The organism is Faecalispora jeddahensis (assembly GCF_000577335.1).
Classification (GTDB): Bacteria; Bacillota; Clostridia; order Oscillospirales; family Acutalibacteraceae; genus Faecalispora; species Faecalispora jeddahensis.
This window is the reverse complement of sequence record NZ_CBYL010000012.1, coordinates 1-19,399: the sequence shown is the minus strand read 5'-3', so window position 1 is coordinate 19,399 and position 19,399 is coordinate 1. Positions and strand designations below refer to the sequence as shown.

Below are 19,399 nucleotides of genomic sequence, written 5' to 3'. Positions count from 1 at the left end.
TCGCTTGCATATGTAGTAAGGATCATTTGCTTTCTTCCGTATTCGGAAGCGATTCCGCAATTTCCTCTGCTGCAGTCTGCTTATTCTTCCGGTTCAGGAGCAGCTCCGTCCCGAAGCTGAAAATGGGGAGCAGGAACAGATAAAACGCAAACCAAATGCTCATGGTCGGCGCTCCAACAGTTGTCAGGGGCATACCGCCCGCAATGCTCCAGGGAATCAGCGGCGCGATCACGATCACGGTATCTTCCAGTACGATCGCCAGCTTTTTTCTGTCGGGCAGAATGGAATCGCACATCTGAAAAGTCAGCATAGTGGCCAGCGTCTGATTGCAGCTGATCGCACTCATCACCACAGAGGTAAACAGCACAGAGCCGAACGGGGTGATTTTTGAGGCAGAGGCTTCCACGAGCCTGCGAACCTCTGTCAGGAGCTCCGTCTGCTTGAAGATGCCAAAATAAGAGGTGGAAATCAAGATGATCCCGGCCACCTTTGCCATGGAAAGAATCCCCCCGCCGTTCAGCAGAGCCGCAAGCTCGGCATTCGGTGACTCATATCCCAGCAGCAGGCTGGGAAGCAGCTGAGTCAGAGGGATTTTCTGTACGGTAAGGCAGATCACGCCCGCAACGAGAATGCTCAGCAGCATGGTTCGCTTTACCGGCATACGGAACAGCGACAGGATGATGATCAGCAGCGCAGGCAGCACCACAACAAAAGAGAGGTTAAAATGCTCACGAAACATGTCTAAAGACGCTACGCTGCCGGTTTGGGAAGAAGCCCCCCGCGCCACCAGATACAACAGACACGAAAGAGCAAAAGGGATGGCCGCCGTTTTCAGCATACGCCGAATGTTATCGTAAATATTGGTATCGGTCAGCTCGCTGACCAGCAGCGCGCTGGAGGACATCGGTGAGCAGCGGTCACCAAAATAAGATCCTGCCAGTATTGCGCCGCCCGAAAGAACCGGATCGATTCCAAGCGAGCGTGAGATCATCATACACACAACGCCCATGGTGGCCGCCGTTCCGAACGAGGTTCCCATCAGGAAGGACATCATGCAGCACAAAAGGAATGTGTACAGCACAAAGAAGCTGGGATTCAACACCTGAACGGCATGGTAAATCAAAAATGGAATGGTTCCCGACGACCGCCACACAGAGGTCAGGATGCCAATCAACAAAAAGATGATCAGAATGTTTTTTGCACCGCGGATACCGTCCAGCATCATGGTGACCATCTGACGAGGCGTATGTTTCTTCAAAAGACCATAGACGACAAAACAGACCAGACCAAATGCCAGCGCGTACAGGATTTGAAATCCACCTAAAATACAAGCAACGAGTCCCAATAAAAACAAAGATAGCGTGATTCGTTCTGCCAAATCCAATTCCCCCACCAATTTAAATTGTATTTCATTATAGCACAAACTCAGACGTGATTTATGAAAACCCCCTGGAGAATAAAAATGAACTGGCCGGTGCTTCAATGTTCTCTCAGCCGCAAAAAGCTTCGCTTTTGTATGCGGCGTGAGGTTATTATAGCGAAATCGTCGGGAGTTTACAACCTTTTTCCATAATAAAATATGGAGGAAAGAATGGAAGGGAACACTTCCGCTTGATTTTTCATAAGTAAAATAGTATCATCAAAACGATTTAGTTTCTATTTTCTTATCGATGAGAATGCCTTTTCAATGAAAATGAAGGAGAACAAACCGTATGACTTTGCGGCATTATAAAATTTTTCTCGCAGTCTGTGACTGTATGAATATGACGGCCGCTGCGGAAAATCTGTTTCTCTCCCAGTCAGCCGTAAGCCAGGCAATTGCAGAGATGGAGAAGCACTACGGTGTGCGCCTGTTCGAGCGGATGTCCCGCAAGCTTTACCTGACTACCGCCGGGAAAAAGCTGATGCGCTACGCGAACCAGATCGTCCGGATGGACCTTGAGGCGGAAGATAATATGAAAGCCCTGCAAAAGGACGGCTCGATCCGGGTAGGGGCAAGCGTAACCATCGGAGCCTATGTGCTGCCGAAGCTGGTGTCACGCTTTCAGCAAAACCGACCGGGAACAGAAGTGTTCGTTGTGGAGGACAACACGGCGAATATTGAGGCGATGCTGCTGGGAGGCCAGCTTGATCTGGCGCTTGTGGAGGGGGATACGGTATCCTCCGATCTTGTGACACTTCCTTTTCTCAGCGATGAGCTGGTGCTGATCTGCGGTACGCAGCATCGTTTTGCCGGGCGCAGGCAGATCGCCCCTGAGGAACTGGAGCAGGAAACCTTTATCATCCGCGAAAAAGGCAGCGGAACCCGTAAAACCTTTGAAGATGAAATGGCGGCGAAATCACTCACCTGGCGGGAAGGCTGGATCTGCAATAACGCAGATACCATTAAGCTGGCCGTGCAGGAGGGGCTGGGGGTTTCCGTGATTTCACACCTCGCGGTAAAAGAGGAATGCGAAGCAGGGAAGCTCTGTATGGTCGATGTCAGCCACATGCAGTTCCGCAGATGGTTTAAGGCAGTCTATCATAAAGGAAAATATCTGACGGACGCCATGACAGAGATGATCGACCTCTGTCGGGATGAGGAAAATGGATCGTGAAAAAACACACGAAAGGGATAGACATTCTGAATTTGCTGCGTTAAACTGATTGAGGCATACTTTTTCAAGCAGATAAAAAGCTGATGCAAAGGGGTTTCCACCAGCGAAGATCAGGCGGCCTGAGTAAGCTGCAATAAAAGTGCGGCCAGGATAAAACTCACAGATTTGCAATGAGGGAAGAACATGCAAAGGTCTAAACAGGTTTCAGAATCAATTGAGCTTGGTATCCTTTTGACACTTGCGGGCGGCTTTATGGACGCCTATTCTTTTGTGTGCCGCGGGGGCGTTTTTGCTAGTATCCTACAGAAAGCGGGAGACAATAATAGGGATATTCTACTATTTTTTATTCAATAGTGCAATGCTCACTAAAATAACGAGAGCAAACAGCGCCCACTCAACTCCAACTTCCTACACCTAATATTTCATAGGGGGTCGCAATTTGTCTTTTGTAGCGTCTAAAATAAAATCCCTGCGAAAAAACCAATTTTTTAAAAATGTGGCAGTCCTGAGCAGCGGCACGGCCGCGGCACAGTTGATTCCGATTGCCGCCATGTACATTTTGGGCCGGCTCTATGGGCCGGAGCTGCAAGGAGTTTACGGCATCTATGTTTCGATAACGGGCATCACGCAGCAAATCGCCTGTTTTCGCTACGATTACGCCATTGTGGTGGTAGACAGTGACGAGGAGGCGGGCGGTGCTTTTGTACTCAGTGCGTCGCTGTCTGCTTTGTTTTCGGCGGTGATTGGCCTTGCGATGTGGCCCTTTATCTCCAATGTTGGTGCCGCGCTAAAGCTCACGGGCGGTGCGGAGTATACACTCTGGATGGTGCCACTCACGACGTTTATCTGTGGACTTACTAACGCACTCAACTATTTCAATGTGCGGTTTGAGAAATACAAGGTGATTTCCATCTCCAACATTATCCGCGTTTCGGTGATGGTCGTCGCTCAGATAGGGCTTGCCTTCCTTGGCTTCGGCTACTGGGGGTTGATTATCGGGCAGTTCTTGTCGTTTTTGTTTGGTAATTTACGCATGCTGATGACATTAAAAGGCCGCGTTCATCGCTCGATGTTCCACCTCTCCTTTTTAAAACAAGTAGCGCGTAAAAATATGGTGTACCCCAAATACATGCTGCCGAGCGCCATCGCCAACAGCTTTGCCATGAATATGATGGGGGTGTTTACTCAGATGAATTACGGTGCAGTGATGAATGGGTATTACAGACTAATCAACCGGATATTGGGACAGCCGCTTCAACTGATTTCCAATGCGGTTTCTCAGGTGTTTTTGCAAGGCGCGTCCGCAGATAAACACAACGGCAAAAAGCTCAGTAAAACATTTTCGACTGTGACAAAATGGCTGATTATCATTTCTGTGTTCCCATTTGGTATTTTGCTGTTGTGGGGCGAACCCATCATTTCCAGATTTTTAGGAGAGCAATGGCGGCCTATGGCGGAATATCTCAGATATTTGATTCCATTATTTATGGTGCGCTTTGTGGTAATGCCGCTCACGAACACTGCCATTGCGCTTGGGCGCCAAAAGGCAACGATGGTATGGCAGTTCTTTTTGCTCGCCGTGGTTTTGATTCCGTCGCTATTGACGATGGTTATCCCGATGACTTATGCGCAGTATCTACTTGCGGCCAGTCTGCCGATGGCAGCGGCGTATCTGATCTTCTACCGCTTCTGCCAAAAGATTGTTAAGAGCATCGCGTGACATTTTCTGGGTTCCCCAGCGTTGAAAATCATTTTAAAAGCTGGTATAAATTCTGTCATGCCCTTAGCGTCTCTAGGGTGTGTCTGAAAACTCACGTTTCCTATACTATTTGCACAAAGTGAATATGGAAGCACAATAAACAAAGGCAAGAAAGGATGTTGCCAGCTTATCATACCGAGTTGCAACTCTGCAAAAATGTTTGATTTTATTAAAAAAGCATTTTACTAAATGATGTTCCTTTTTTAATGCTTACGATCGGAATTGCTCTGGTTGCGCTGATTCAGTATCCGCTGTGCAATTTCCGGAAAATTCATTGGCGGCAGATTGGGATTTTATTTGAGGCTTTGATTTTGCTGTTGGTGGCTTTTATTCCGCAAAGCAACAATCTGCTGGCAAATAATCTGATTTCTTTTGCCTGCGGCGTTCAGGCGGAAAGCTTTCGGAAGATCGACGGCACTCCGGTAGCCACGATCATGTGTACTGGGAATCTTCGTTCGGCGGCACAGTTGATCTGCGATTCTGTTTATACAAAAGAAAGATCGATGATGAAAAGGGGCCTTATGTTCTATTTCATGATCGCGATTTTTACGCTTGGGGCAGTGCTTGGCAATCTCTGCGTTGGTCTGTGGCGTGAGTCTGCGATTCTGGCAGGCGCGGCGCTGCTGGCTGCTGCGTTTGTTTTGCTGTTGGTCCGCCATGATGCAGAATAGCGGCCCGGCATGCCATGGGCCTGAAAAGATGTGAATGTTCAGAACTGCGGGACAAAAGTATCCGGCAGAAAACATAAAATAGGGGTTGGGAGAGGTCACATATGAAAAAGGGATATTTGTACATTCTGATTACGACTATTTTTTTCAGTACGATGGAGATCATGCTGAAAATCACGGCAGGCGGGTTCCATCCGCTGCAAATTACCGTGCTGCGTTTTTCCATCGGCGCGCTGGTGCTGCTGCCGTTTGCACTCCGGCATCTAAAGAAGAAAAATTGCCGACTGAGCTCTAAGGATTTGCTGTATTTAGCCCTTACCGGCTTTTGCTGTGTCGTCATCAGCATGGTTGTATACCAGATGGCCGTTCTTTATTCGGATGCGTCGATCGTTGCGATTTTGTTCAGCTGCAACCCTGTGTTTGTCATGATACTGGCCGCGCTGGTTCTGAAAGAAAAGGTTTATAAATATTCGATCGTTTCTATCCTCGTCAGCCTTACCGGCATGATGGTGACAATCGATCCTTTCCATGCCAAGGGTTCCGCAACGGGAACCATCCTTTCGGTTCTGGCGGCAATTACCTTTGCGCTATACAGTGTGATGGGCAAAAAACATAGCGCCCGTTACGGCAGCGTTGTCACGACCTGCTTCAGTTTTATTTTTGGTGCGGCAGAGCTGTTTGTCCTTGTTCTGCTGACAAAAACAGCGTGGTTTGGCGGCTTCTTAACCGATATTGGGTTAGGCGTGTTTGCCAATACTCCCATTTTTGAGGGTATCACAGCTGATCTGCTGCCCAGCCTTTTGTATATTGGCGTCGGTGTTACCGGCCTGGGCTTCGCATTTTACTTTATGGCGATGGAAGCAACCTCGGCAATCACTACCTCGCTCGTGTTTTTTATCAAACCGGCTCTTGCGCCGGTTCTGGCTTTCCTGATTCTTCAGGAACCGCTCACCTCTACAAAGATTGCCGGTATCGTGTTGATCCTGATCGGTTCGATGATCACGTTCATTCCCAGCTGGAAGCGCCAGAAGGCCGCCGCTGTACTGGAGGTTGTACCGAGAGAAGCCGCAGCGCAGGAAATCGCTTCTGAGGAAACCGCCGAAAAAGTGCTCTCGGAATAATCTGAATTACGCAAATCCTCTGTCGCAAGCGGCAGGGGATTTTTGTGTTTTTCAGGGATATGCAGGGTTTGTCGAATGATTTCACTGGCTTTTTCTTTGGAATCACATTGAAGAAGCGTGTGTAAAATGCTATAATAACTTCACAGCGCAAGCCAAAGCAAATTTTTAAATTTATGATATCTCGTTGGAATCATGTTGTTTTTTCGTTTGGCTGCTTTGTTTTTTCACTTTGCGGTTTCCCGCAGGTTTCAGAAAAGGGAAATTCGCACTATCCTGTGAATGAGAAGCCGCTCCTTACGGCACACTAGTACGTAGGAGGTGGCTGAACAAATGGGTAAACACCGCAATCAGCAGATCGATAATCCATCCCCGCGCGAGAACGATAATGAAAGAGAAGAGATCGAGCCCGCACAGGTTGGCAGTGAAAAACAAACAGATCAAATTACAGAGAATGGTTCTATTTTGGCAGGGGACCCCGATCACATGATTCACTGCCTGACGATTATCGGTCAGGTGGAGGGTCATTATATTTTGCCGTCGCAGAACAAGACAACAAAATATGAGCATGTGATCCCGCAGCTGGTCGCCATTGAAGAGGAGCCGAAGGTTCACGGGCTCCTGATTATTCTGAACACGGTAGGCGGCGACGTAGAGGCCGGTCTGGCCATTGCAGAGCTGATGGCCGGGATGAAAAAGCCGACGGTTTCGCTGGTTTTGGGCGGAGGACACTCTATTGGAGTTCCTCTGGCGGTTGCCGCAAAGCATTCTTTTATCGCACAGTCCGCATCTATGACGATTCACCCGGTTCGCATGAGCGGCCTGGTGCTGGGCGTTCCTCAAACGCTGGAGTATTTTCAGCGGATGCAGGAAAGGATCACGCGATTTGTCACGCAGAATTCCAAAATGTCGCCGGAGCGCTTTTACGAGCTTTCGATGAACACGCAGGAGCTTGTGATGGATGTAGGAACGGTGCTTACCGGCTCCGATGCCGTAGAGGAAGGTTTGATCGATTCAGTGGGGACGCTTTCAGACGCGCTGGACTGCCTGCGCAATATGATCGATGAAAACCGCGCAAAAGAAAAAAAGATAAAACCACGTTCTACCAGAAAAAGTCCGAAATCGGCAAAGGACACAAAATAATGGGTCCCTGCCGCAAATACGGGCGGCTCCGCTCTGCGGCTGCCGCCGAATTACATATGACGGAGGTTCACGTTGAGTATTCTGCAAGCAATTATTCAGGGAATCGTTCAAGGTGCCACGGAGTTTTTGCCGGTTTCCAGCAGCGGGCATCTTTCGCTGGCACAGCATTTTATGGGGGTAAAGGTCGACAGCCTTTTGTTTGATGTGATGCTTCACATCGGTACATTGCTGGCCGTTTTGATTGTCTACCGCGAGCTGATTCTTCGTCTGATCGTGGCGTTGATCCGTCTGGTGCGGGACGTTTTCACCGGAAAATTCCGCTGGTCTCACATGAGCGCCGACCGCCGGCTGCTTATCATGCTGATGATCGGTCTTTTGCCTTTGTTTTTGCTGTTCGTGCCTGTGCCGGGTACAGGGTACCAGGTAAAGGACTTTGCCGACCTGTGGGCAACGGATTCGGATATTGTGGTGGAGGGCTGCGCGCTGGTCGCGACCTCCATTTTGCTGACGCTGGGCATTCTTGCAACGAAGCGCCAGCGGGGCAGGGGAAGAGCCGGGGCCATATCGGGAAGAAGAAGCTTTGGTGTGCCGGATGCGCTTGCGGTTGGTTTTGCACAATGCGTGGCGGCGGTGTTCCCGGGGCTTTCCCGTTCCGGTTCCACACTTTCTGCTGGATTGATGCGCGGCATCAGCCGCCAAACGGCACTGGATTATTCCTTTGTCATTGGAATTCCTGCGATTGTGGCTGCGGCGGCACTGGAACTGAAGGATGCTCTGCATGAGCCGGTTACTGTCGGGATCGCTCCGATTCTTGCGGGAGTTATCACTGCCGCGATCGTCGGCTTTTTGGCGATCAAGCTGCTTCGCTGGATGGTGGCCTCCGATAAACTGATGGTTTTTGTATGGTACACATTGATTTTGGGAATTGTGACCATCGCGATCGGTGTATTTGAGCACCAGACCGGGTGGGTTGTTACCTTTCCTTCCTGATTTTGAATGAACATAAAACGAAATAGAATGACATGTTACTATCAGATGTTTTTCTATCTATTTTACATTAGGGCAAAGAAATAAGACGTTTTAACGCGAATGAATTTTAAAACAAGGTGAGAATGCTGTGGCAAAACAAAAAACAGTTCAAAAAGAACCCTCTCAGACGAAAAAGAAAGCCAAACGCCCGCCTGCGGCCAATCGACGCCAAAGTACCTCTGCGGCGAAACGCCCTGAATCCAAGCCCAGAACGGAACGGGAGCTGGAGGCTCTGCGCCACCGCAATCAGATGACAGCGGTGGTGATGTTTGCCGTGGCGGTGCTGATGGCGTTTCTGGTACTTGTAAAAGGCGATCATGTATGGAATTGGGCACATAATGTGCTGCTTGGGCTGTTCGGCAACTGCGCGATCCTGTGGCCGATTCTGCTTCTGTACATAGCGATTATTACGGCAGTTGAGCGCATCAGCGATAATATGCGCTTTAAGGTGTGGATGATTTCCGGCATTATTATTATGGTCTGCGCGACCGTGTATATTTTTGGGCCGGAAACAGCAGCGATTCAGCGGGAAACCTATTTTACCCATCTGAAGGAATTGTATGTGCAGGGCGTTGGTCAGCGCGGGGCCGGACTGGTCAGCGGTATGATCGGCGTGCTGTTTGTTTCGGTTCTGGGCTCTGTTGGCTCGAAAATCGTCATCATTCTGCTGTTGTTTGTCATGATTATGCTGCTGACAGGTACCAGTCTGATTCAGCTGTTCAGGACTGTTACAAAACCGATGGATATGGTAGCGGAAAATATCGATGCCGTTCGCGAGCGCCGCGCGCAGGAAAAAGAAAGATCGCGCGACCCGAATATCGATATTGCTCTGGATGCGGACGAGCTGCCCGCACACCCGGTAAAATCGGACCGCACACCGGCGGACCCTCAGGAAAAGAGCGAAAAACTGGAGCAGCTGGAGAAAATTTTTAATTTTACCGGAGGTGCTCCGCAGGAAAAAGCGGAAGAGAAGCCTCAGGCGGTACAGGCCTCGGTTCCGGCTTCCACTCCCGTTCCCAGCGTTATCCCCACACCAGTTCAGGTGGTACCTGCTGTTCCCACTTCTTCAGCAGTGCAGGATCCTTCGGGTTCCGCGGCAGCCGCGGCTGCTGCTTTCGTTCAGAAAACCGCCATGCTGCAAAGCGCGGCGCGAGAGACAGCGGTCCGGGCGGCAGAGTCTGTTCAGCAGCCGGAAGGATATCATTTTCCGCCGCTTTCCATGCTCGAATATTCCACCGGAGTCAATCAGGAGGATATTACCGCGGAGCTGCAGAGCAACGGAAATATGCTCGTCGGCACACTGAAAAGCTTTGGGGTGCAGACCAAAATAGTCGACATCAGCCGCGGCCCTGCCGTAACACGGTATGAGCTGCAGCCGGCACCCGGTGTGAAGATCAGCAAGATCACCAACCTCAGCGACGACATCGCTATGAACCTTGCGGCGGCGGGCGTGCGCATTGAAGCGCCGATTCCCGGCAAGGCAGCTGTGGGTATTGAGGTGCCCAATAAAAATATCAATGTGGTTCGCATGCGCGATCTGGTGGAATCGAATCCTTTTGTCTCGGCGAAAAGCAAGCTGACGGTCGCCTTAGGGCGCGATATTGCCGGTGCGGTAGCGGTTACAGATCTGGCAAAGATGCCGCATCTGCTGATCGCCGGTTCCACGGGTTCCGGTAAGTCGGTGTGCATCAACTCGCTGATCGTCAGCCTGCTGTATAAGTCCACCCCGGATGAGGTGCGTTTTCTGATGGTCGACCCCAAGGTGGTGGAGCTTGGAATTTATAACGGAATTCCGCATCTGCTGGTGCCTGTGGTGACCGACCCCCGCAAGGCGGCCGGTGCGCTGGGCTGGGCCGTAACGGAAATGCTCAAACGCTATAAAATCTTTGCGGAAAATAATGTGCGCGACCTTGCTTCTTATAATAAGCTCGCAAAGAGCAAGAATAATCAGGATGAGGACGGCAATCCCATGCCGCATTTGCCGCAGATCGTCATCATTATCGATGAGCTGGCGGATTTGATGATGGCCGCACCGAACGAGGTGGAGGATTCCATCTGCCGTCTGGCGCAGATGGCCCGCGCGGCGGGAATGCATTTGGTCATCGCGACGCAGCGTCCTTCCGTAGACGTCATTACAGGTATCATCAAGGCCAACATCCCAAGCCGAATCGCCTTTGCGGTTTCGTCCCAGATCGATTCCCGCACCATTTTGGATATGGGCGGCGCTGAAAAGCTGCTGGGACGCGGCGATATGCTCTTTTCGCCCGTCGGCTCACAGAAACCGATCCGCATTCAGGGCTGCTTCGTCAGCGACAGTGAAATCGAATCTGTTGTTACCTATGTGAAAAAAGTGCAGGATTCCGGCTATGATCAGTCGGTCATTGAGGAGATCGAGCGCAACGCAGTGGCAGAGAAGGGCGCTTCTGACGGAGACGGCCCGGATTCAGAAATGACGGACCCCATGATGAACGAAGCGATTAAATGCGTCATCGAGGCGGGACAGGCCTCTACCTCTTTGCTCCAGCGGCGGCTGCGCCTTGGCTATGCCCGCGCAGGGCGTTTGATCGATGAAATGGAGCAGCTGGGAGTGGTAGGCCCTCACGAGGGCTCGAAACCGCGTCAGGTGCTTCTGACCCGCCAGCAATACCTTGAAATGACCATGCAGCAGGCGGACCGCGGCGAGCAGGCCTAAGAGACTGCTGGTACTGGTTTTCAGTGTCCTTCGGACAGAAACAGGAAACAGGCTGCGGCTGCATAAAAACTCTGGGATAATCCCTGTACCTTCTGTACGCTTACCCTTAGAGGATTCCTGCGGCACAACTTTAATTTTGTTGTTCCTCAAAATATCCTTTATTTTTCATTTGTATACCAGCCCTAAACCCGCTCAAAGGAGAAATCCTGGGATGAAGCCACAAACGACCCAAGCGGAATTCCGAAAAAAGCGAGCATTTTTGACCGCCCTTGCGGCAGTTCTGCTTTGCCTTGGTATTTTACCCGTTTTGTTTCCAGGAGGGTATTCTGCCTGGTGGCGACAGGCGTTTTCCGCCGTCGGATTGTCCGACTTCTCGAGCGTAGCAGATGGTTATCCCATGTCGATGCATGTGCTTGAGGTTGGGAAAGCCGACTCCATTCTGGTGGAATGCCAGGGGAAATATATTCTGGTAGATGGCGGAACGCCGGATCAGGCTGAGAACGTGAGCCGCTACCTGGCCAGACGTGGGGTGACGACCCTCGATTATGTCATTAACACGCATCCGGACAGCGACCATGTCGGCGGGCTTGGAGGAGTGATCGAAGAATTTTCAGTTGGTCGCTACTTTATGCCGAAGCTGCCGGAAAAGCTGATTCCGTCGGATTTTGCCTACATCAATACGATGGAGGCTCTGAAGGAGAAACAGATACCGGTAGAGTATCTGCGCGGCGGCGACGCCTTGAATCTGGAGGAGCTTTCCGTTCAGGTGCTGGCGCCGCTGTCGGTGCTGGACACAACAAACAACAATTCCATTGTACTGATGCTTACGTTCGGGCAGACCCGGTTTTTGCTGATGGGCGACGCGGAGGCCGGGGAAGAGTCGGCACTTTTGTCTTTCAGGCAAGATCTTCGCGCAGATGTGCTGAAAGTGGGGCACCATGGCAGCAAAACCTCCAGCACGGCCGCTTTTTTGGCTGCGGTGCGCCCCAAATATGCTGCGGTTTCTGTGGCGGATAGTCATTATGAGCTGCCGAACCGCGAGGTGATGGATCGTCTGAACCGTTTTTCCGCCACGATTGGGCGTACCGATGTCAGCGGTACGCTGCTATACTGCAGTGACGGAATAAGCGTTACCTATCAAACAGAAAGGTGATTCTATGAAAAATCTGATTGTCGACCGTTTCGAGGGTGTATATGCCATCTGCGAGGACGGAGAGAAAAAATTCTTTGCTATTGAGCTGTCAGAGCTCCCGAAGGATGTACACGAGGGGGACGTGCTGGAAATCGGTGATGACGGAACCCTTTCGGTCAATGCGGAAAAAACTGCGGAACGCCGCAGTCTGATCCGTCGAAAACAGAATTCTTTGTGGGAATCGTGATTTTTTTGCAATGAGCAATCCAGAAATGATTCGGAAAATGAAAACGCTGCGCAGTAAAAGGGATGGTTTTGGCTCTGGCTGGAACCATCTTTTTTACCGCTGAAAGTGTATATTTTCATTTTTTCTGTTCAAGCTGTTTTGGGAAAGAAAAATCCATTTTAATGAAAAACCAAAGACATTTTCAGTTGTAAAATTTAATAAAATTTTATCTGAAACCAATTGACAAACCGAATGATTAGGATTAATATAATTATAACATCTAGTTTTTAAAACTACATTACACAGGACGGAGGTGCCTCAAATTGGCAGAACAATCAGAACGGGCGCTGCACTTAAACGGGTATGCGCTCAAAGAAAAAACAAGAGAAGAGAAAAACGAGTGGCGTAAAACCAGGCGCTGCGAATTGGGATTGCCGTCGTACAGTGTAGGAGAAGAGGTTGCGAATGCGGTTACACACGGCATCGGGGCCATTTTGGCGCTGGTAGCCTTATTTCTTCTGCAGGCTGCGGCTCCAAAAGAGATTTTTCCGCAGGCGGTTGTCAGCATTTATGCAGTAACTCTCTTTTTGCTGTATTTTGTTTCTACCATGTACCATGCCTTTGGCGTGTGCAAGGCCAAGCGCGTGTTTCAGGTGCTGGACCATTGCACCATATTTCTGCTGATTGCCGGTTCCTATACGCCGATCACATTGATCGCGTTAGCGGGGAAAACGGGCTTTGTCCTTTTTTCTATTGTATGGGCCGCCGCTATTGCCGGCATCCTTTTGAATATAGTGGATATGGAGCGTTTCCGCAAGCTATCGATGATCTGCTACATTGCGATGGGCTGGATTGTCGTGTTTGCATTCGGGCCTTTGATTCAGGCGCTTCAGCTGCGCGATTTGATTTTATTGATTGCAGGCGGCGTTGCTTATACTGTGGGCGCTTTGATTTATCAGAAAGGGAAGAAGATCTCTTACCTGCACTGCGTGTGGCACCTGTTTGTGCTGGCCGGCAGCATCCTGCATTTCTTTATGATTTATCATGTGGTGGAATTGTTGTAAAGAAAGATTTCAAATAATAAAGGGGCCTCCAGAGACGGATTGTTCAGTCTCCGGAGGCCCTTTTGAATCAGGTATTATTTTGCCGAGCGCAAAACCCGATCATTGAAAAGCTCCTGTTCCGAAGAATCTGGAACAGGAGCTTTCTCTTTTGAGAAAATATGTGTTTCTGGTTGTGCTGACAGAAAATCACATAGACAGCTTTTTATTCATCAATTCCACATTGGTGCAGTAAGTGAGCGCGTTTTCCTTGGAAATGATCCCTTCCCGATAAAGGCGCAGCAGGTCGCTATCCATTGAGAGCATTCCGATTGCCGCGTTTGCGGAAATGGTATTGTCGATCTGATGGGTTTTCGCCTCACGGATCATGTGGCGGATCGCGCTGTTAACAAGCAGGATTTCAAATGTGGGAACAAGGGTACCGTCGATTGAAGGAATCAGCTGCTGGGAAACGACGGCCTGCAGCACCATCGAAAGCTGAACGCGGATTTGATACTGCTGGTTCTGGGGAAACACGTCGACAATGCGGTCAATCGCATTGGAAGCACCCAGAGTGTGAAGCGTAGAGAAGATCAGCTGGCCGGTTTCAGCCGCTGTTACAGCTGTGGAAATGGTTTCGTAGTCGCGCATTTCACCGATTAAAATCACATCGGGTGCCTGCCGCAGCGCAGCACGAAGCGCCGGAATATATCCCCGGGTATCGTTGTCGATTTCACGCTGGCTGACAATGCTTTTTTTATGTGCATGCAAAAACTCGATCGGGTCTTCAATCGTAATAATATGGCTGTTGCGCGTTTGATTGATCTGTTCGATCAGGCACGCGAGAGTGGTGGTTTTGCCGCTGCCGGCCGGGCCGGTAATCAAAACCAGTCCCCGCTCTTTATTGGCAAGATCCATCACAGCTTGGGGGATGTGGAGTGCGTGAGGCTCGGGGAGTTCAAACCCCAGAATGCGAAGAACGGCCGCACAGGAATTCCGCTGCAGATATGCGTTGCAGCGAAACCGCCCCAGCTTGGGAATGGAAAAGGAGAAATCGTCGTCGCCCTTCTGCAAAAAGGACTGAAAATCACGCTGGCTCGCAATTTCAAATATGCGCGAGATCATCTGCTTTGCGTTGTCCGGCATCAGCTTTTCCTCGTTCATCGGCTGAATCACGTCGTTGATTTTATAGGAAGCCGGGCAGCCAGAGATAATGAAAATATCGGATGCACCTTTTGACACGGCTGTTTGAAGCATTTCCATCATTTCCATGGGGTTGAGATTCCTTTCATTTCAGTTAAGGCTGAGAGCCCTGCCAGAGCTCCAGCGGCTGATCGGCGCCGTTCCATTCATTGGAGGCAGCCAGCCGGTAGCTAAGAACCCGATAGCGCTCCGGCCCGGTTATGGGCTGTATCTCCACCTGGATTTCCTGAACAGAACCCGCAGGTACCGAAAAAGCAATTTTACTGCCGGAAGAATCCTCTGTAAGAGATAAAGAAACATCGTCGATCACAGTACCGTTCAGGTGCCGGGCCAGCTCCGTTTCACTCACAGCGGGATTTTCCTGAAGAAGGCGATAGAGCCTTGCGTCAATGCCGCTCAGCACCTGCTGTGCCTTGGAGTCGGCGGCATAATAGGCCTGAACGCTTTGCACGTGCTTTTGTGTGAGATCCCAGTCCGATTTCGCGGCGGAAAAGGACAGGATGCCAAAGGCGGTCAGGCACAAAATGACAAACACCATAAAGAGGGAAGAAAGGCCTACGCCCGGGAACGGCAGTCTTCTGCTCTGCTTCATCTACGCACCCTCCTGTTCTGAGCCGAAAGAGGGGAAATAGCGCTGAGAGGTCAGAGAGAAAAGCTCTTTTTTATCATTGTTTTTCTCGGAATAAACTGAAATCCGCAATGTCATAATGGTACCGGCTTCCACCGGGGTAGACTGAAGCTGCTTTTCCGCGTAGTAAATGCCGCCTGAAGAGACCGGGGCCCAGTTCTCGTCATATTGGGTGAGAATAATCTCCCCCTGCTCTGTCGTTTTCTTTTCTCCAAAAGCCTGCTCTGCGTCAGCGGGGCTTTTCACAGAGTGCAGTGTTTCTGCAGCCGTTTGCGCGGCTGCCATAGCAAACTGGGTATCTGTGTTCTTTTTTGCGGCAGTGTTCGTTGCAACATAAATCTGCAATACGGCGACGGAAGAAACTGCGAGAAAAAAGATCACAAAAAGAATTTCTATAAAAAAAGGATGAATCCGCACGGCGTATTTCATCAGGCTTCACCTCATTCTGTTAAGAGGCTCTTGGGCAGACAGAAACTGAAAATTGCCTGCCGTTCAGAGCAGTCGCGGAGACAACAAATAAATTGCCGCTTTTGGTTACGGCAAACTGTTTGATTTCCGTTATTTTCTCTCCATATTCCGGCTCAAAAGGGTCCTGACCGCCGGCAAAAAGCTCCATCAAATATCCGTTGCGGAAATACAGATAGGTGTTTCCGTTCCGCTCGGCTTCCTCAGAACGAATCAACAGCACCTGTTGACCGTCAAGCGATTCAATCGAAATATTCTCCGCGTTGTCTGCGGAACGAATCTGGTTGGCCGTATAAGAAAGTGCGGCACGAATCTGGTGATTGACAGTGATCGAGTGCAGACTGTTCCGGTAGGAATCGGCTCCCAATACCACCAGAAAAAGCGAAGCGGCGGTAAAAACACAGGCAATCAGCAGAGCGAAGAGGGTTTGCGTAGACTGGTGTGCTTTTGGGTTCACGGCTTGGCCTCCTCGGAATGTCCCCGCTCCACAAGGCGAATTTCGGGCTTAATGTTCGAAGCGAAAATCTGATAGTCGACGTAGTATTTTTTGTCATCAATATGGATTCCGTAGTTTTCTTCCAGATATGCAAAGCTGGGAGGATAGGTTCCCTCAATCGCATAGCAGTTGATGACAGCCCGGTCGATTTTTTGAAGCAGCAGATTACTGGCATTCTGGTGATTGATCCGCTCCAGATGGGTAAAACCGATCGAAAGGGCGGCAAGAAGCACTGCAAACAGGGCCACAGATAAAAAACGGCGCATGTTCATGAAAATCCCTCTCTAAATCATGCTGGTCATGATCCCAATCAGCGGAAGCATCACGGAAAGCAGGAGCGCACCGATCACCACAGAAACCAGACCGACCAAAACCGGTTCAATCAGGGCGATTTTCTGGTTCATCAGCTCCAACGCTTCCTCGGTATCGATGTCGGCAATTTTCGACAGAACTTTTTCTATGCTGCCGGCGCTTTCTCCCACGCGGATCATACTGTAGCGCGGCCCGGAGAAGAGCTCGGTCTGCCGCAGGGCGGCTGAAAGGGAGGCTCCATCTTCCACGGCCTGAGCCGCTTTCTTCGCGTTTTCAAGGTTGCGAGGGTTCTGCAGAAGTTCCGGCATCAGGTTTAAAGATTCCGAAACGTCGTAACCGCTGCTGAGCAGGATGGACAGCGCAGAAGCAAACTGAGCGGAATCGATCCCGTTGATGATCCTGGCGAGGAAAGGGATTCGGTAGCACACGGAAAGAAAAGCGGCGTGGCCGCGTTGAGTTCCGGCGAACAGGAGTGCAAGAAGGATAGAAAGCCCAACCAGCAGCATAATGATCACAGTGACCCGGCCGGCGGCGATCCCCATATTGACCGCACGAAACGAAACAGCGGAGTAATCCTCGCCTAAACCGTCAAATACCTGCTGGAATACCGGCAGAATCTTGGCGGAAAGCACGCCAAGGATTGCCGCGACCATAAAAATCAATACCAGGGGATAGGTGACGGCTCCCTTGATCTGGCGCCAGATCTGATCCTCCCGTTCATAGTAAACGGCCAGGCCAGCCATCACGTCGTCCAGTCTGCCGGTCTTTTTCCCGATCTCTACCATAGAAACCATATAGGAAGGGAAAAAACCGGATTCACGCATGGCCTGACTGAACGAGCCGCTCTGGGTAACTGCGTCGCACACGCTTTGAAGCATCTTTTTCTGCCTGGGATTTTCAGTGTTTTCACAAATTACGGCAATTCCTTCTTCCAAAGGAATTGCCGATTCTAACATCCAGGAAATTTGTGAGCAGATCAACGAAAGCTCACCTGCTGTAAAAACGGTACATTCTTTTTGTTGCATATTGTTTCCTCCGGCTTTCGTCGGTTAATAGATACGGGCCGCCGTGTATCCGGCTCCGACGGTATTGGACGCACCCAGTGTGGAATCCATCAGATTCCAGCCTGTTTTGGATACCTCGATCTTGATGGTGATCCATCCGGTTCCCTGTAAATAAACCTCATTCCAGGCATGTGTGACGGCGAGTGTATCAACAGATCCAACCACCACTTTAGAGGGAATCCCCTGAGAACGGAGCATCGCTGCCATCAGAGAAGAGTAATCAAAGCAGATTCCCTTCTGAGCAGTCAGAACCGCGTCCACATTCGGTACATAGCTGGAGGTTACCTTGGCAGCCTTATCGTAATCATATTTAATGTTTTGGATCATATAGTTGTAAATGGCTTTGAGTTTTTCCACGTCGGTGCCGGAAGCTGCACACAGTTCCGCAGCCTTTTGTGCCGCCAGAGAGGAAGCACTGTAATTGACATACTGATTTGCATGCAGAAACGGAGCCGTTTCGCTCGAGAGCGTTACCGCCAGAGGAAGATTATATAATTCTTTATAGTAATTCCCGGATACGTTTTCCAAAACGCGGATGGAATACTGTCCGCTTCCCATTTGCAGTGAGTATGTTTCCGGAACGCCTTTGCTGTTCAAATCGTAATTGTAGGCCACACTGTCCTTTCTGATCTGAACCTTCAACCGCTTTTCGGCACCCGCATACTTGATCTGAACATAGCCGTTGGAAGCGGTGCTGGCATCAATGATAACGCCGTTACGGGAGTATACCGTTGATGCGGCCGTTTGGAACGGAACAGATTCATAGGCCATCTGCTTTACAATACCGTCATTCGATGCAGAGATGTGGTTTTCCGTATTTGCGGCGGGACGGTTCAGAAGAGCCGCTGCGGATAAAACGCTGTTGCGGGCCATAACCTCAGCAGAAGTGACCGGCGCGCATGCGCCGAGCAGCGAGGTGCTGGCAAGCAGCAAACAAAGCGCAGTTATTTTTTTAGGGCACGGTAGTCTTAACTTTTTCATGGGGAAGCCTCCGAAAAAACGAATTGCGCAAATTTAGAACAGATTGATAAATCCATATAATATGGATTTATCGTCCTATTTTGCTGAGAAAAGTATCTGATTCAAAGAAATATTTGGATATTTCAGGAAAAGTTATTGTTTATTTTTAGTATATCATGGGTCATAAAAAAATACAACAAAATAATCGAAAAGCTTACTTTCTATTTGAGTAGGCTTTTATTACGCTCAAAAATGTGAAGCGACTGATTGTTGTGATGTTTTCTTCTTTTTCCAGGTTGCAAGTAAATTGACTTCATTATAAAAAGAAAAGGGGCCTATGCTCATGTTTTTCACTGTCAGTCTTCGAAATAAAAAAAATCTGGCCGCTCTGATGATGGTTATGATTCTGCTGGTCACCGGTGTTACAGGGGCCACCGTGGGTGCGCTGGGCATCAACCGGAAATTTGAAGGGGTGCCGCTCACGATTGTAATGTACCACGGGATAGTAAAGGACAGCCGGCACCAGGGAACCTATATGATCTCCCCACAGCTGCTGGAAAACGACATGAAATATTTAAAAGAGAAGGGCTATACCGCAGTAGTGGTTCAGGATCTCATTGATTATGTCGACAATGATAAGCCTTTGCCGGAAAAGCCCGTGATGCTCACCTTTGACGACGGATACTATAACAACTATTTGTATGCCTACCCCTTGTCCTTAAAATATAATATGAAGATCGTGATCTCGCCGATCGGGTATTTTACGCAAAAGTACAGTGAGTCCGGTGAGGAAAATGAACTGTATTCTCACATTACCTGGACGGAAATCAACGAAATGATGCAATCCGGCATGGTAGAGATTCAAAA

19 protein-coding genes and 2 pseudogenes are annotated in these 19,399 nt (G+C 49.8%); 12 read left to right on the top strand and 9 right to left on the bottom strand.

Annotated features, from left to right (window positions below; translation table 11 throughout):
* Window positions 1–22 precede the first annotated feature (22 nt).
* Window positions 23–1,378, bottom strand: a complete 1,356-nt coding sequence (locus TY09_RS06495) for a Na+/H+ antiporter NhaC family protein (protein WP_042432192.1) — start codon at window positions 1,376–1,378, stop codon at window positions 23–25.
* Between the two features lie 334 nt (window positions 1,379–1,712).
* Here TY09_RS06495 and TY09_RS06490 point away from each other — a divergent pair, with 334 nt between their 5' ends.
* The 3 genes and pseudogenes from TY09_RS06490 (at window position 1,713) to TY09_RS06485 (ending at window position 4,317) form a co-directional block, all read left to right on the top strand.
* Window positions 1,713–2,597: a LysR family transcriptional regulator gene (locus tag TY09_RS06490; protein ID WP_042432189.1), complete on the top strand. Its 885-nt coding sequence runs from the start codon at window positions 1,713–1,715 to the stop codon at window positions 2,595–2,597.
* Between the two features lie 183 nt (window positions 2,598–2,780).
* Window positions 2,781–2,894, top strand: a pseudogene (locus tag TY09_RS18275) (DUF1275 family protein); the annotation flags it as partial.
* A gap of 142 nt (window positions 2,895–3,036) precedes the next feature.
* Window positions 3,037–4,317 (top strand): lipopolysaccharide biosynthesis protein, encoded by a 1,281-nt coding sequence (locus TY09_RS06485; protein WP_042432186.1) that lies wholly within the window; start codon window positions 3,037–3,039, stop codon window positions 4,315–4,317.
* 105 nt (window positions 4,318–4,422) lie between these two features.
* Here the strand turns inward: TY09_RS06485 and TY09_RS18795 are convergent.
* A pseudogene (locus TY09_RS18795) lies at window positions 4,423–4,566 on the bottom strand (IS5 family transposase); the annotation flags it as partial.
* Between the two features lie 5 nt (window positions 4,567–4,571).
* Here TY09_RS18795 and TY09_RS06480 point away from each other — a divergent pair.
* The 8 genes from TY09_RS06480 to trhA all read left to right on the top strand — a co-directional run bounded on the left by TY09_RS06480 (window position 4,572) and on the right by trhA (window position 13,428).
* Window positions 4,572–5,027 carry a YoaK family protein gene (locus tag TY09_RS06480; RefSeq protein ID WP_242824596.1) on the top strand — a complete coding sequence of 152 codons (456 nt, stop codon included), beginning with the start codon at window positions 4,572–4,574 and terminating at the stop codon, window positions 5,025–5,027.
* 101 nt (window positions 5,028–5,128) lie between these two features.
* A complete protein-coding gene (locus TY09_RS06475) occupies window positions 5,129–6,145 on the top strand; it encodes a DMT family transporter (protein WP_042432183.1) in 1,017 nt (338 codons plus the stop codon).
* A gap of 330 nt (window positions 6,146–6,475) precedes the next feature.
* A complete protein-coding gene (locus TY09_RS06470; RefSeq protein ID WP_009063556.1) occupies window positions 6,476–7,285 on the top strand; it encodes a ClpP family protease in 810 nt (269 codons plus the stop codon).
* Between the two features lie 72 nt (window positions 7,286–7,357).
* On the top strand, window positions 7,358–8,275 hold the full coding sequence (locus TY09_RS06465; protein WP_042432181.1) for an undecaprenyl-diphosphate phosphatase: 918 nt from the start codon (window positions 7,358–7,360) through the stop codon (window positions 8,273–8,275).
* 127 nt (window positions 8,276–8,402) lie between these two features.
* Window positions 8,403–11,006 (top strand): DNA translocase FtsK, encoded by a 2,604-nt coding sequence (locus TY09_RS06460; protein ID WP_042432179.1) that lies wholly within the window; start codon window positions 8,403–8,405, stop codon window positions 11,004–11,006.
* A 211-nt stretch (window positions 11,007–11,217) separates the two neighbouring features.
* Entirely contained in the window at window positions 11,218–12,159 is a 942-nt protein-coding gene (locus TY09_RS06455; RefSeq protein ID WP_042432176.1) for a ComEC/Rec2 family competence protein, read from the top strand.
* Window positions 12,160–12,163: 4 nt separating this feature from the next.
* Window positions 12,164–12,385, top strand: a complete 222-nt coding sequence (locus TY09_RS06450) for a DUF3006 domain-containing protein (protein ID WP_009063404.1) — start codon at window positions 12,164–12,166, stop codon at window positions 12,383–12,385.
* A 302-nt stretch (window positions 12,386–12,687) separates the two neighbouring features.
* Entirely contained in the window at window positions 12,688–13,428 is a 741-nt protein-coding gene (trhA, locus tag TY09_RS06445) for a PAQR family membrane homeostasis protein TrhA (RefSeq protein ID WP_042432172.1), read from the top strand.
* 186 nt (window positions 13,429–13,614) lie between these two features.
* On the opposite strand, the gene TY09_RS06440 is transcribed toward trhA, so the two are convergent.
* From TY09_RS06440 to TY09_RS06410, 7 genes are read right to left on the bottom strand one after another with little or no spacing between them, the layout of a single operon-like run.
* Complete coding sequence (locus TY09_RS06440) at window positions 13,615–14,676, bottom strand: type IV pilus twitching motility protein PilT (RefSeq protein WP_042432169.1); 1,062 nt, start codon at window positions 14,674–14,676, stop codon at window positions 13,615–13,617.
* Window positions 14,677–14,701: 25 nt separating this feature from the next.
* Entirely contained in the window at window positions 14,702–15,199 is a 498-nt protein-coding gene (locus TY09_RS06435; protein WP_042432166.1) for a hypothetical protein, read from the bottom strand.
* Window positions 15,200–15,664: a hypothetical protein gene (locus TY09_RS06430; RefSeq protein WP_042432163.1), complete on the bottom strand. Its 465-nt coding sequence runs from the start codon at window positions 15,662–15,664 to the stop codon at window positions 15,200–15,202.
* 19 nt (window positions 15,665–15,683) lie between these two features.
* On the bottom strand, window positions 15,684–16,157 hold the full coding sequence (locus TY09_RS06425; RefSeq protein WP_042432160.1) for a DUF4860 domain-containing protein: 474 nt from the start codon (window positions 16,155–16,157) through the stop codon (window positions 15,684–15,686).
* Window positions 16,154–16,468 (bottom strand): hypothetical protein, encoded by a 315-nt coding sequence (locus tag TY09_RS06420; protein WP_042432157.1) that lies wholly within the window; start codon window positions 16,466–16,468, stop codon window positions 16,154–16,156. The genes TY09_RS06425 and TY09_RS06420 overlap by 4 nt, the downstream gene beginning before the upstream one ends.
* Window positions 16,469–16,480: 12 nt before the next feature.
* Complete coding sequence (locus tag TY09_RS06415; protein ID WP_042432154.1) at window positions 16,481–17,533, bottom strand: type II secretion system F family protein; 1,053 nt, start codon at window positions 17,531–17,533, stop codon at window positions 16,481–16,483.
* 24 nt (window positions 17,534–17,557) lie between these two features.
* Window positions 17,558–18,553: a transglutaminase-like domain-containing protein gene (locus tag TY09_RS06410; protein WP_042432151.1), complete on the bottom strand. Its 996-nt coding sequence runs from the start codon at window positions 18,551–18,553 to the stop codon at window positions 17,558–17,560.
* 322 nt (window positions 18,554–18,875) lie between these two features.
* Between TY09_RS06410 and TY09_RS06405 the strand changes: the two genes are divergently transcribed.
* Window positions 18,876–19,399, top strand: a 524-nt coding sequence (locus TY09_RS06405) for a polysaccharide deacetylase family protein (RefSeq protein ID WP_042432146.1), incomplete at its 3' end; no start/stop codon positions are given.